The 13,990-nt window shown below is 40.8% G+C and carries 16 protein-coding genes; 3 read left to right on the top strand and 13 right to left on the bottom strand.

Annotation, left to right across the window (positions count from 1 at the left end):
• Positions 1–147 precede the first annotated feature (147 nt).
• The 13 genes from RZO55_RS20185 to RZO55_RS20125 form a co-directional block, all read right to left on the bottom strand.
• On the bottom strand, positions 148–1,536 hold the full coding sequence (locus RZO55_RS20185; protein WP_318066060.1) for a DNA cytosine methyltransferase: 1,389 nt from the start codon (positions 1,534–1,536) through the stop codon (positions 148–150).
• Between the two features lie 211 nt (positions 1,537–1,747).
• On the bottom strand, positions 1,748–2,116 hold the full coding sequence (locus tag RZO55_RS20180) for a hypothetical protein (protein WP_318066059.1): 369 nt from the start codon (positions 2,114–2,116) through the stop codon (positions 1,748–1,750).
• 320 nt (positions 2,117–2,436) lie between these two features.
• Positions 2,437–4,278 (bottom strand): DUF927 domain-containing protein, encoded by a 1,842-nt coding sequence (locus RZO55_RS20175; RefSeq protein WP_318066058.1) that lies wholly within the window; start codon positions 4,276–4,278, stop codon positions 2,437–2,439.
• Positions 4,275–4,802, bottom strand: a complete 528-nt coding sequence (locus tag RZO55_RS20170; RefSeq protein ID WP_318066057.1) for a CHC2 zinc finger domain-containing protein — start codon at positions 4,800–4,802, stop codon at positions 4,275–4,277. Before RZO55_RS20170 ends, RZO55_RS20175 begins: the two co-directional genes overlap by 4 nt.
• A complete protein-coding gene (locus RZO55_RS20165) occupies positions 4,792–5,262 on the bottom strand; it encodes an ERCC4 domain-containing protein (protein WP_318066055.1) in 471 nt (156 codons plus the stop codon). Before RZO55_RS20165 ends, RZO55_RS20170 begins: the two co-directional genes overlap by 11 nt.
• Positions 5,263–5,273: 11 nt before the next feature.
• The gene (locus tag RZO55_RS20160; RefSeq protein WP_318066097.1) at positions 5,274–5,696 is read right to left on the bottom strand and encodes a single-stranded DNA-binding protein; all 423 of its coding nucleotides are present in this window, start codon (positions 5,694–5,696) and stop codon (positions 5,274–5,276) included.
• Between the two features lie 14 nt (positions 5,697–5,710).
• Positions 5,711–6,379, bottom strand: coding sequence for an MBL fold metallo-hydrolase (locus RZO55_RS20155; protein ID WP_318066054.1), 669 nt, complete (start codon positions 6,377–6,379; stop codon positions 5,711–5,713).
• Positions 6,376–7,329, bottom strand: a complete 954-nt coding sequence (locus RZO55_RS20150) for a recombinase RecT (RefSeq protein WP_318066053.1) — start codon at positions 7,327–7,329, stop codon at positions 6,376–6,378. Before RZO55_RS20150 ends, RZO55_RS20155 begins: the two co-directional genes overlap by 4 nt.
• A 2-nt stretch (positions 7,330–7,331) precedes the next feature.
• Positions 7,332–9,254 (bottom strand): DUF2813 domain-containing protein, encoded by a 1,923-nt coding sequence (locus RZO55_RS20145; RefSeq protein WP_318066052.1) that lies wholly within the window; start codon positions 9,252–9,254, stop codon positions 7,332–7,334.
• A gap of 55 nt (positions 9,255–9,309) precedes the next feature.
• Positions 9,310–9,480, bottom strand: coding sequence for a hypothetical protein (locus RZO55_RS20140; RefSeq protein WP_318066051.1), 171 nt, complete (start codon positions 9,478–9,480; stop codon positions 9,310–9,312).
• A gap of 16 nt (positions 9,481–9,496) precedes the next feature.
• Positions 9,497–9,643 (bottom strand): hypothetical protein, encoded by a 147-nt coding sequence (locus RZO55_RS20135; RefSeq protein WP_318066050.1) that lies wholly within the window; start codon positions 9,641–9,643, stop codon positions 9,497–9,499.
• Between the two features lie 40 nt (positions 9,644–9,683).
• Entirely contained in the window at positions 9,684–9,842 is a 159-nt protein-coding gene (locus RZO55_RS20130) for a hypothetical protein (protein WP_166432511.1), read from the bottom strand.
• 101 nt (positions 9,843–9,943) lie between these two features.
• Positions 9,944–10,144, bottom strand: a complete 201-nt coding sequence (locus RZO55_RS20125; protein ID WP_318066049.1) for a DUF739 domain-containing protein — start codon at positions 10,142–10,144, stop codon at positions 9,944–9,946.
• Between the two features lie 135 nt (positions 10,145–10,279).
• Between RZO55_RS20125 and RZO55_RS20120 the strand changes: the two genes are divergently transcribed.
• The 3 genes from RZO55_RS20120 (at position 10,280) to RZO55_RS26055 (ending at position 13,967) form a co-directional block, all read left to right on the top strand.
• Positions 10,280–10,744, top strand: a complete 465-nt coding sequence (locus RZO55_RS20120; protein WP_318066048.1) for a helix-turn-helix domain-containing protein — start codon at positions 10,280–10,282, stop codon at positions 10,742–10,744.
• Positions 10,745–10,814: 70 nt separating this feature from the next.
• Positions 10,815–12,200, top strand: a complete 1,386-nt coding sequence (locus tag RZO55_RS20115) for an SNIPE associated domain-containing protein (RefSeq protein WP_318066047.1) — start codon at positions 10,815–10,817, stop codon at positions 12,198–12,200.
• A gap of 174 nt (positions 12,201–12,374) precedes the next feature.
• Positions 12,375–13,967: a recombinase family protein gene (locus RZO55_RS26055; RefSeq protein ID WP_318066046.1), complete on the top strand. Its 1,593-nt coding sequence runs from the start codon at positions 12,375–12,377 to the stop codon at positions 13,965–13,967.
• Positions 13,968–13,990: the final 23 nt, after the last annotated feature.

Raw genomic sequence — 13,990 nt, 5'->3', positions numbered from 1 at the left:
ACAATCTCTTCACAGATCCATCAAATTCCCGTCACAATTACCCGGTATATTAATACTTGTAAAGAGGCAAACAACCTTTCATATAAATACTTTTTTTTCATACTTCAGCCGGTAGGATTCCCCCGATCTTGCCGGCTCCTCCCTTTTTCAGGCAAATCTAAGCTGCGCCTGACTGTCATCTATCCTCATATTCGGAGTACGCTCTCCTACCTTCAGATATGGACATGCTGTATAACAAAGCTTTTCTGCCATCAGAGGAACAACACTATTACCGATTTTTTCAACTTGCAGAGTCTTGGGATAAAGCTTTCCGTTTGGCATCTTAAACTCAATAATATAATCTTTCGGAAAACCCTGACCCAGTTTCAATTCTTCAGGCTTCAGCATTCGAAACCAGATATCAGCGATCTGATATGTCACTCCATCTATTGCTACAAGGACAAGCCCGAACCGGTCTTTTGTGACAATGGTGCCTATTGGCTCGTTCAGGCTTTGACCGATTCCATGACCGTAATACTTAATCAGGAAAGCTGATACCAGTGCAAAATGTCCGGGGGAAGTAGTGATTGTATGTATTGGTTCATTAACACTCTGACCGGTTCCTGTTTTATAAAACTTTGACAGAAAGCAGGTTACAAGCGCATAACGGTTCGATGTATCAATCGTCTGTATGGGGTCTTTCAGGCTCTGTCCACGTACTTCACCTTTTGTTGTTTCGGAATGATACTGTATCAGGAATGGAGCTGCCAATTTACCAGGAAGAATAAAACGGTTTGGATCATCAACTACAAACTTTTTAATGCCCGCTGCTATACGGCTAAGCGTTTTATCTTTAAGTGGTCGCTTTCTGGTTAAAATGGAGCTGCCTAAATCAGTAAAATCAATATCCTGACTGATCGGCTCCCAGGGCTTCATTCCCTTTGTGCCATCCTTTGAATGAGTTTGTTCCGGCCAGACAATAGGCCTTCCATCAGATCGAAACTGTCCATACCATCGCTCTCTGGTTGTATGAGCTCCATAATCTGCCGCAACTAAGACCCGACATTCAAACTCATAACCAAACTCTTTCATAAGGCGAATAAATTTATTGTAATACTCTCCTTCTTTGGCTTTGATCGGCTTATTGTTTTTGTCTAAGGGTCCCCATTTCTGGATCTCCTTAACGTTCTCCATCATAATCACTTCCGGAACTTTTCCCGTTGCTTTTAAAATCAATTTACACTGTTTCCACACTCCCATTGGAAGAATCCGTAATCCCCGCTCAATCGGTTTGGATCCCTTCGCATTCGAATGAGAAGTACAATCAGGACTCGCCCATACGAAGCTGACTTTCTGTCCCCAGGTAAGGAACTTGTCAATTTTGACTCTCATAATATCTTCCGTGAAATGGTGCGTATATGGGTGATTGTATTTGTGCATTGCTATTGCAGCGGTATTATGATTAATTGCATAATCAAAACATCTGCCCCATGCCATTGTGCCTCCTACGCTCACCCCTCCACCGCCGCAGAAATAGTCTATAATTACATCTCTCATTTTTGAAAGGAGCCAGGATATCCTGTCACGGTGGCCACCGCTCCAGCCTCCTTTCAGTTTTAATTAACTTGTTGCATTTCCCGGTACACAATCAAAATGTATGTGCCGCTCCCTCTGTCCTCTGGGTTTTATGCTCACATGATCCCCATGGATCTCCTTACCGCAGATATAGCAGATATGTATTTCCTGTTGTGGGACACTGGTTTTTGATTTAGCTGGCATTCTTTTCACACCCTTTCACAATCCCGTGAACAATCTCCCGCAGCTGACCGGCATATTCAAGGACCAGATCTGCATCCTGATGAACGAAAGCTGCCTGACTCGCCTTTTTCATGATTCCGGATTCCCTGATTGCTGTATTGATCTCCAGATATTTCTGATCCGCCTGGGAACGTTCAATTTGCAAACCATCAAGTATCACATCCTGAAGAATCTCCCTTGTCATGCACTGTATCTTTTGCGTGAGCTGATCATATCCCTTCCGGTATTCCGCCTTTAATTGCTCCAGAGGTATGTTTTCCTTATTGCGTTTCAGTGTTCCAAGCAAGGACCGATACTCATTTATTGCTGTTTCTGTCATAATTCCTCCGATTTATTACAACAATTACAATTTGACATAGCGTTTTGTAATCTTTTTACACCTCTCAAACCCTTGGTTTTACTACGTTTTTTAAGAAAGATTACAAAATTACAAGATTACAAATTATTTTTCCTCGTACGTGCGTTGTGTGTGAATTGTTTAAATTCCAAAAAATATATGTGCTTACGTGTAAGGTATAAAAAGTTTGTAATTTTTGTAATTTTGTAATTTATACCCTCTAGCCCGCATAAAACCTACATTCTTAGATTACAAAACCCACTTATTAATTTGTAATCTCTTACTGAAAATTGTAATTTTTTTTACTTAAAAGGTAATTCCCCATCCCTTACAGCCATAAACTCGGTTTCTTTTTGAATGTTATCAGCTACATTAATACAAGCACATCTGGCAGATTTTCCGTATACATTTGTTGATTTATACAGATTCCCCTGGCTGTCTTTAGTAAGCCGACCATTCTGATCAAGCCAGGACAGCAGTGCCTTAGGATTAAATCCTCCGTCTTCACATATTTTTTCAAAGTTATTTCGTATTATTCGAACCTCATCCCCTTTGATGGAACCAAGACAGGGATCGGATCCGCTTTCGAACTTCGCCTGATTACTGACACAATAATCCTGTATATATTCAAATCCACGAACTCCTACATCAACATTTTCTTTGGTATGCAGGTGTTTTTCTATGTCTGCTACAGTTAAAGCTCGTCCGTCACAAAATATCCACTCCGTTGCCAAAGCATCGGCGGTCAGAATTGCTGCAGCGGCCATGGTTTGCTTTTCAGTCGAGGAAGTTCCTAGTTCTTGGTAGAACTGCTTATAATAATTCTTAGCCTTCTCTTTGGCACCTTCTGTTGATAGAAAACCCATGAATAACCGCCCAGCATGACCGTAATTCGTTCTAATGACTTCCAAGAGACCATGGACGTCTTCAAACAACTTTTCTCGGCACTCAATTTCTATGATACGGTTTACAGCTCCTCCACCTGACGCATTATGAGTAATTGGAGATTCCCCGGATGTAATGGTGCAATTCTTCCAGGTGAGGGTATTCTGAAGCCCTCCTGTTTTTGCCCCTCTGGTTTTACCGATGCCCTCACACAGAATATAAACAGCCTGCTCAAAGGATTTCTTATCCTTTACCAACTGGAATTCATCAAGTATTAGAGGGAGATTGTTTACGAATCCAGCCAGCTGCTCCAGACCTACTGGGGTTCCATTAAAGGTCTGAAGGTAACTGGCATCATCGTTCGGATTAGCCCATACGGATACCGCAAGAAGTTGAGCCACTGTCTTCCCCGTCTCGGTCCCTCCCCATAGATGAACAATGAAGTTCAGTTTTCCTATAGTTTTTAGCACAACCGATGCGAAGCTAGCCGCCAGGGCAATCTTAGCTGGAGAGTTGGTTTTTCGAACCTTCCGGACTTCCGAAACCCAGGATTCCAGAGTCCCTTCTAAACACACAGACTGAAATATTTTTCTAAAATTATCCTGACCGTCAAACTCTAAGTTTCCTGTATAGGGGCAGAAATGCCCTGTTTTCGTCCAGCCCAAGTGACTCACTGACTGGACTTTTGGAATGATATCGTGATTAAGATCATCAATATTTTGTAGGTACTCCACCAAATAGGAAGCATTTTTATCCGATACCGATATATCTTTGTCGGCAAGATCTTTTATGCCATTTGCCGTAAATAATGCTTTTTTAGGTGCCACCACACTGCCCCAGGCTCCATAATTCCTACGGAACATAAGACGAAGCCTTACGCTTTCATCTTCAATGTTTACAAGCCTCTGCACGGGTAGGATCGGGTGTGTACAGGCTATGTCAAGCCCCTGTTTGTCGTTACGCCGGACAATGCCCTCATCATTGGCAATCCAGTCTCCTGTGTAAAGCTCTATTGGCTGATCCTTAAAATTGGTGACGTTATTTACAACACTATTCATGCTTTTTTTGTCACCATGTTGCGCAAAATACGCCTTAACCATCGTACCGAAGCGCCGGAACCCTACCTTTTCCGCATTGGCGGCCAGTTCATTAAATAACTGCATGTATCTAAATCCATCGTCCCGGTGAGAGTAAAGGAGCTTATAAGGCTCTTCGGTATTAAATTCTTCCTGGGTGTATACCTTTAAAGGTTCATTCATTCTAAGCTCTTCATCTCCTCTTGCTCTTTGCGGAAACCAGATGTTAAAATCCTGTAATCTTCTTCAAGAACTTGTTTTTTATTAATTACCAACACCCATTCATCTGAGAATGGCTCATAAATCATTTCCAGCTCATCATACATTCGAAGTAACCGGCATACTTCAATTAATTTTCCTAACCTCCATGCCCTAAATACTTCCTCGTATCTACGCGCCCTTTCTCGCTCTCTTTTCCTCATTAATATCTGAGATAGATGTATTTTCTCACCAGAGCGATAATCCCCTCCCAATTCGATGAATGCCTCTTTAAAACTAAGATTGTCCATCATTTGAACAAATGAGAAAATATCCCCGTTTGCGCCGCAGGCGTGACAATGGAAATCCCGGTCATAAATTTTTAATGAAGCCTGCCGATCTCCCGCATGGAAGGGGCATGGAATAAACCCCCTCCTGTTTGGTTGAAAGCCATAGCGCTCCACAATATCCCTCATGCTATATGTATCTTTGATTTCCTCAACGGTCACCAGAGACACCTCCCAGTAATTCAATTATCTTGCTGCCAGTATGTAGTTTGTCACAGAATAAGAACTGGGTATCATATTTACGCTCCATGGTCTTTAAGATCTTTTCCAGCTTCTCGCCGGTGACCGCTTTGGGAGACGTTTTCAATCGTGGATTGTTCCATTCATGGACATCGTCAATGCTCTTGATCTGGTTGCTATGCTCCACCAATATGATCACCTTGACTCCAATTTCTTGCGCTCGTTTCAATTCATCAGTAAACCTTTGATGTCCCTGGCACACGTTGGATGCGACCTCGGTTAAATTTTGCTTCCGGTCTATAATAAGCCTTGGATTGTCAAAATTCATATAATCTCCCACATGGAGCTTGCTAACAAAGTGCTGTACTCCCTGCTGATCAAAGGTGTCCAAGATTTTACGGATTGCCCTGGCTTTTTCTCTGGAATCAATTTGTATCATCATCTAATCCCTCCTTAATTGAAGGGAAGACCTTCGTCTTCGACTCCATCAGGAATGTTCATAAATCCGTCACCGATCGCATTGTCAGGGGAAGGCCTTTCCTCATTAGTGGAATTGTTAGGGTTTTTGGATTCCCCAAATTCTACCTCTCTCGCAATTACGTCCGTTGTATAGATTTTCTGTCCCTCTTTGTTTGTATATGATCCAGTTTGAATGCTACCCTCTATTACTATTTTGCTTCCCTTGTAAAAGTATTTTTCGATAAACTCCGCTGTCTTTCCAAATGCTACTATATTGGGAAAGTCTGCTGCTTGTTCCCCCTCTTTTTTAAACTTCCGATCAACCGCAACTCCAAAACGTGCAACGGTATGACCATTTTCTGAATATCTGACCTCTGGATCTCTGGTCAGTCTGCCTATTAAAATCACTCTATTGATATGTCATTCCTCCTCTATAGTTCATATTCCAGACCTTTACTTGCCATATAAACCGGGCACTCTACCAACTCCTGGACATCCTTCTGAAAAACTGTTTCATTGCTTGTCCGATCTGACAGATGCATAAGACAGACCGTTTTTAACTCATGACTCTGATTTGCTCGAATAAAATCCTTGCAGGTATTAAATTCCATATGTGTAAGCTTAATTCGCTCCTGTAGGCCCTCATGATATGACTGATTTAATAATTCCTGGCTGTAGTTGCACTCTATCATGATGTGATTCAGGCTCTTAAACTTATACCGGATATACTCGGTATCAGTCGCAAAAAGCAATCTGCCTATTTCCGAATGTTCAATTAAAAATCCGGTACACGACACATCATGTACCAATGGAAATGTCCTGACGGCAAAAGGTTTACTAATTGCTGATAGGGCTCCCGTTACATGCCCCATGCTTGGAGCCATAACAGGTATACCAACTTTTATGTACTCCTGCAGGTACTTTGCGTGATCTCCATGCTCATGAGACACCACTATCCCAACAATCTTACTAATGTTGAAATCCAAGGCTTTCTTAACCTCTTTAAATGGTATCCCTGCCTCTATAACCAAGCACTCTGTCTCATTGTGGAGCAGATAGCAGTTTCCCGCCGATCCGCTCCCTAAACAGGTTAATTTCAAAATGGATCACCACCAGTTTCCGCAGTAACTTCATTACTGACTGACTCAGATACTTCTTCAAAATCAACCGTATTTGCTTGGCTTAAATCACTTTCATGTTGATTTACTGTTTCATTGTCAACGTAACTGGGGCTTCCATCTGCATTAATAACAGCCATGTCTCGCTCGTAAGCGTCAGACATTTCAATGCTCATAATGCCCCACTTGCTGATCAGCTGCCGGATCATGGTCTTTTCTGCCATTTCATCGAAATTCTTATACCAGAAACTGGAATACTTCCAGGCGTCCTTCTCTGGATAATTTCCGGTTAAAAAGTCTTCATAGGAAACCCGACTGTACTTCGGAGTTTTATTTTTAACTTCATTTAAGTTAAATGCTTGCGAATATTGATCTGCATGTTTCACCATCTTAGCCTTAGTCCAGAAGATTTCTTTCCTGAAACCGTTAAGAAGTTCAAAGTATGCCAGATACCCAATAACCGGAAGTTCTTCTCTGACAGCATCGTCTTCTATAAACTCAAATTTATGCTTCCCAGTAGACCGATCACGCCCACGGTACTCACCTTCGCGGATATAAATAACATCCAGGTCCTTATACTGACCGGTCCTCATTGCCAGCTGTTTATAGCCTTTGGCACCGAGCTGAAACTGAGCGTCTGTAGAGATAACATTGCCCTCACGATCCTTTTTCTTATAAGGAATCATATAAAACTGTCCCAGCTGCGGACTGGGGGAAAGGTTTAAGGCTTCCCCCAGAAGCGCTGCACTTAAAATACTGTTATGACTACATTCCTGCAAAGCCGGTGTATTCTGAACTGCCGACACCACGCTTGCAATAAATCTGGCTGTATTCTTCTGGCCCACCACCTGCAGGATATTTGCCTTGACTTTATCCTTTGATAAGAAATCAGCCATCCCCTTTGGCTGTGCTGTTGCAACTTCATTGTTCATCTTTATGCCTCCACTTCCAATGTGCTATTTTCTGATACTTTTAAGAGAATAAGCTGCCCTTCCATATCCGGAATGTTAAAATCATTTACAGACTCCGCATTATCAATAAAGATAGGTGCCGTTACTCCATAGATATCCTGCAGCGCTGTGATAATATCCAGCCCAGCAACTACCCTATGCCCTGCATTCAAAGAACTGAATGGAACTCCATTTACCATACATTCGCAGGTTTCTTTGTATCCACCATTGATCTGATTTTCAAACAGTCGGAAGTTGACCAGTTTAAATTTTGCATTGATACGGGAAGATAACAGGTCCATCTTCGCCTTTGTAAACTCCTCCAAAAGAAACAGCTCTTTCTCCTGATCAGCAATCAGCTGAGAAGTCGTTCGTTGCTCCTGTTGAAGTTCCAATACACGGGCCTGTACTCTTTGATTGTTCTCTTTTCCTGTAAGCGTAGATTTAACTCTATCAAGCTGCGTAATCAGTTCTTGTTTCTTCTGCTTTAACTGATTCAAATATCCTGATCCGGTTCCCATTTCCTGAGCCTGTTTTTCCAGTCGCTGTATTTCCGCTGTCATTGACTGGTACTCTGGGCTGTCAAATACTTCCACTTGTTGAGGCAACGCTGCCAACTCTTCCATGGCTGCTGTCTTCCTCTTATTCTGTTCCACCTTATTGAATTTACAGGAATCCAGCTTCTCTTTAAGGGTACTAATCTCTTTTTCAAGAGCTTCAATATTTGCCACAGTCTGCTTTCCATTCTTCACAATGTCAGCAAGGCTCTTCTGTTTATTAGACTGAAACTCCTCCAGCTTAGCCTGTCTCTGCTCTGGCGGAAGCATCTGCTTACACATAGGACAGCATAGAGTATCCTCATTTACCTGCATGGCTTGAACTTCTTTGTGATTTTTTAGCAATGCCTCTCTATAAGACCGGTTACTCTCCAGAAGTTCCTGTTTTTGCTTAATCTCTCTTTCTGTCTTCTCATACTCTCTTATTGCATCCGAGAAGGCATATCCAGCATCATCAATTTTCCGCTGAATTTCCCGCCGCTGATTCATCAGCTTTTCATTCGCTTTGCGCTTCAAATCTCCCAAATCAAATTGTTTTTGCATAATTGCATTATTAATCTGAGTAAGCACCTCACTGGCTTTTGATGCGCTGTTTTCCTGCTCTGTCAGATCATTAATCTGCTTTTCCAGATCGACTTTCTGGTTCTCACATTCTGTAAAATCAGCCTGTACTAATCCTTTGCTGGCTTCGTCAATTCTGGCCGGTAACTCAGCTTGTCTCTTATTCAGTTCTTTTAACGCCTTTTTTGCCTTAGCGGTCAGATCGTCTACGGAGAACTCTTTCAAAATGTTAGACAGTGGAGTGAACTTCTGATCAGTGGATATCACATCCTGATCCGTAACCTCCGAAACCAATTTTAATAGAATCGTTCTCTGATCCTTCCATTTCAACGAAGTGAACGCCTGGGGACTGGTAATTAATTTAAACAGCTCCTCATTCATCAAATCATCTATGTAAGCCTTGTAATCTTTTTCTGACTTAGGAATTTCATTGATTTCATATTTATTGATATTCCCCTGCAGCTGAGAAACCTCGCTTCCCTTCTTCTTAACCCAGTTCTGCTCCTGTATCTTACTAAGCAAGATCTCTTTTCCATCAGCCACTAATACTGCAGATACTTTAATAACCAGATTATCTATAGGCTCACCCTGGCGATCATTGGGACGAATGTTAAAATCAGACTTTCCTTCGCTATCCTTATTGAAAAGCAGCCATGTAAATCCGTCCATAATAGTTGTTTTTCCGGTTGCATTCTGACCAGAAATGGTTGTCCTTCTCTTAAAATCAATTGCTAATTGGGTGATTCCCTTGAAATTCTCGATAGAAATCTTCTTTAATCTCAGATTCATTCTCTTGCAATCCTCCTGTGAATCCCCTATAATAGGGGTGTGAATGATTTACGAGTTACCTTGATTCCTCAGCTGTTCCCGCAGCTGGGGTTTCTGCATTTTCACAGCCGATAATGTGACCATCGTTTATCAGCAGCGGGTCCAAATTACCGGATTGGATCGCTCTTTCCAGAGTGTTTATGGACAGTCTCTCGATCTCTTCCTGTGTCCAATTTAAAGAGTACATTATTCCCCACCTCCTCTCACGTCACTTCCAGCGCACCGACCGCAAAGAACATCAAAGCCATTGCACCGATGAAGATTACTGTCGGCATGATCCGCTTTGCAATCTTTTTCAGCATCGACGGGCGGGCGTCGGTGTAATCGTCTAATTTGTCATAATACCTCATACAACCTCCTTTCCTTACGGCTTGTCCATGCCGACCGGCATCAGCCGGTTTCATCTTTCTTCTCTTTGTCTCTGTAGATACTGGATGCGATTCGGCCGACATTATCAAGGATCTCCTGTTTCTCTTCCTCTGTTTTCACAAAACAATCATCGTGTGCACGAATAAGTGTATTACCGATTTTCATTTCCATGATTTGCATATGTAACACCTCTCTTTCTCTTAAGCCTATGCGTTATTGGTTGTACTTGTTGCGTACTTAAATCTCATCATTTAACGCTCTCTCTTTTGTAACTTTAAAAGTTACCTACTAGCAAAAAAAATTGCCATCGGATCCTCGATGTGAAGCTCATCGATCATGATCTGAATCTCATTACTTCCAAAGACACCATTTTTCATTTTTTCATAAAATGTTTTGGGTGTGATGCCTATAACACTGGCAATATCTGATTGAGAAAGACCATTTTTAGCAATAATTCCTCTTAATTCATCAGTCCTGATCAAGTGGTTACCTCCTTTCGTAACTTTTTAAGTTACTTAAACTATATCACATTTTTGTAACTTGTCAAGATATTTTTTATTGCATTTATAACATTTTTGTGCTACTATTAAGTTACCAATTATGAGGAGGCCTTACTTATGGCTGTGGGTGATAGAATTAAAGAAATAAGAAATAAGCTTGGAATGAGCCAGGTCGACTTTGCTGATAAAATTAGTGTTTCAAAGCAAACGCTATATAAATACGAGAATAACATTATCACAAATATACCTTCTGATAAGATAGAAGCTGTTTCAAAAATTGGAAATGTATCGCCCGCTTATCTAATGGGGTGGGATGAACCGCTGGAATACAGACCGATATCAAAACAGGAGCAAGATCACCTAAATAAATATCGCTTGATAGATGACAAAGGCAAACATACTGTAGATACAGTTTTGGAAATGGAATACAATCGCTGTAACGCTACCTCTGACTCTAATATAACTAAGATAGAACCAGGTAAGGATAAAACACACCTAATCCCTGTGGCCGCCCACGAACGTACAGATATAGAAGTTACCGAAGAAATGAAAAAACACGATGATGCTTTTTTTGATGAATAAATTACATACACATAAAGATTAAATTAGCCAATGGCTTTTTAATAAAAATACAAAAGAAGAGGGAATGAGTATGAAACAGAAATGGTATTTACAAACTTGGTTAATCTGCTTATTATTTGCTTTTTGGTTCTTTATTTTTCCAGGTATTATAGGTTTAGTTTTATTAATCCTACAAATAATTGAAAATAATAAATTAAAGAAGCACTATGGGATAGTTGATCAATTAGAAAACAAAATAAAGGATTTAGATTCAGATCTTCATAAAAAAGAAGAATCACATGACATTGCATGTCGCAACATCGAAAAAGAATTTAACGATAAGAAAGAGACCATACAAAAAGATTTTAATGATTACTCTAAAAAAATAGACAAGCAAAAGGCTGAAATTGTTAAAGAACTTAATATACTTAAAGAAGAACAATCTTCTCTACACCAATCATTAATCAAAGAACATTATAACTTATCAGATTATGATGGAATTACCTCTGAAGAATGTAAGAATAAATTGGCTCTTTTAAGAGCTGACGAACAGGATTTGTTGAAATCAGAGGAATATGTTATTGTTACTGCTTACGGCTCAAAGCAAGAAATTAATAATAACATTAAACAAATCATACGATGTCTGAATGCAGAATGCGACAATATTTTCATGAATATCTCTACTAAAAATATAGATTCCATGAGAAGTAAAATATCTAAATGCTTTGAATCATTAAATAAGATTTTCGCTGTGGATGGCATCCAACTCTCAAAACGTATTCTAGAATATAAATTAGAGGAATTAAGCTTAATCTATACCTATGAATTAAAAAAAGAGCAAGAGCGCGAACAGCAAAAAGCAATAAAAGAACAAATGATCGAAGAAGAAAAAGTTCGTAGAGAACTAGAGAATAAAAAAGCTAAAATAGAAAAAGACCAATCGCAATTCACCAATGAAATTACAAAGTTAATGGCCTACATGCAAAAAACTCAAAATGACATAGAAAAGCAGCTATATATAGATAAAATTAAAGACTTAGAATCAAAACTTAATGAACTGGAAAAAGAGAAAGAAAATGTGCTTGAGAGAGAAGCAAATGCTCGTGCTGGTTTTGTATATATCATCTCAAATATTGGTTCCTTTGGTGAAGATATTTACAAAATTGGTATGACACGCCGTCTAGAACCAATGGATCGCGTTAAAGAACTGAGTAGTGCATCAGTACCGTTTGAGTTTGATGTACATGCTATGATCTTTTCAGAGAATGCTCCAGAACTAGAAAATACGCTTCACAAATATTTTGAGCAGAAAAGTGTAAATAGAATTAATCTTCGTAAAGAATTTTTCCATGTCTCACTTGATGAAATAGAAAAGGTAGTAAAAGAAAACTATAACAATACTGTAGAATTTATAAGAATCCCCACTGCAACAGAGTATCGCCAGACACTATCAATTTTAGAGGCAGAAACAGCATAATATTAAAAGCCCCAGGAGCTGCGAACTCCCAGAGCTTAATCATAGATTCTCTTGCCGGACTCCCGGAAAGATATATCCATCTCAACAATGGAATTATATCATTTTCGGAAACAGCTTGCAATAGCTGTTATTTTTGTACCCAAATTTAAGTAAACTATACAAGGAGATGATATAATGCTTGACCCATCAGGAATCTATTACATGTACTTACGCAAATCCAGAGAGGACCGGGAAGCCGAAGCCCATGGCGAAGGTGAGACTCTGGCCAGACACGAAAAGCGCCTTAACGAACTGGCCGAACAATTAAAAATCACAATCTACCACATCTACCGTGAAGTAGTATCTGGAGAAACCATCGCCGCCCGGCCAGAAATGATGCGTATGCTTTCCGACATTGAAAACGAGCAGCCTGATGGTGTATTAGTAGTGGAACTGGAACGTCTTGCCCGTGGAGATACCAGAGATCAGGGTCTTATCATGGAAACCTTTAAATATGGAAACACCAAGATCATCACCCCCATGAAGACCTATGACCCCAACGATGAATTTGACGAAGAATACGCCGAATTCGGGCTTTTCATGAGCAGACGAGAATACAAAATCATCAACCGCCGTTTACAGAACGGCCGGCGCGCCTCCACCAAGGAAGGAAAATGGATCTCTAATGTTGCCCCTTACGGATATGAACGAGAGAAACTCCCCCACGAAAAAGGATTCACCCTCACTCCACATCCTGAAGAAGCAAAAATCGTTCAATTTGTATTTCAACTCTTTACCGAAGGAACTCCGGAATCTGATGGTCTACCCCTGGGTCCTACTCAGATCGCCCACCTCCTCGACGATATGAAAGTTTCCCCTCGCAAATCTGATCACTGGGAAACCGGAGTCATTAAAGGCATTCTAAAAAATTACGTATATATCGGAAAACTGGAGGTCGGCAAGCGCAAGCAGCTTAAAGTCATAGAAAACGGAACCGTCAAACGCTCCCGCCCCATCAACAATGACTCAGAGATCTTCGATGCCATTCACCCTCCAATCATCGACGAACACGTTTTCTACGCCGCCAGAAAAAAGCTGGAAGCAAACTTCCGCCCCACCAATTTTTCCACAATTAAATCCACTCTGGCCGGACTTTTATACTGCAGCGAATGCCAGAAAGCAATGTACCGCCGCCCTGCAGGTGCAAGGAACCCCAATGATACCGTACTATGCAAAACACACGGCTGCCCTACCGTTGGCTCTTTCTACTATCTGGTAGAAGAGCGCCTGCTACAGTTCCTTGAAAAAACACTAAAAGAATATAAGATCCGGATCCAGGGAGAAAACACCGGTGACTGGACCGAAGTCCTGGAGCGTAAAAAAGCCGTTCTAACAGAATACAAAAACGAAGCCGACGTCTTAAACAAGCAGCTTGAGTCCGTATACGATTACTTTGAACAGCAAGTCTACTCCCTGGACCTCTTCCGCAAACGATCCGGAGACTTAAACAAAAAGCTGGAAGACAACGAAAAACTCATAAAATCCATAGAACGTGAACTAGAAGAAATAAAAGAACGCATCATCAGAAAAGAACAGTTCATTCCCTATTTTGAGAACGTCTTAAAATCCTACTCAAAAACAGAAGACCCATTACGCAAAAACGCCCTGCTAAAACAAATAGTAGATCACATTTACTACACCAAAACAAAAAAAGGCACACGCCTTGGGCAGGGAGTTGACTCCTTCACCCTCGACGTATACCTGAAACTCCCCTTCCGGGACTTTTAATACCCATTACCGATACCTATTAA

The organism is Clostridium boliviensis (assembly GCF_033342255.1).
Classification (GTDB): Bacteria; Bacillota; Clostridia; order Lachnospirales; family Lachnospiraceae; genus Lacrimispora; species Lacrimispora boliviensis.
Note: the sequence above shows the minus strand (reverse complement) of the source record. Positions and strands in the feature narration are given on the sequence as shown.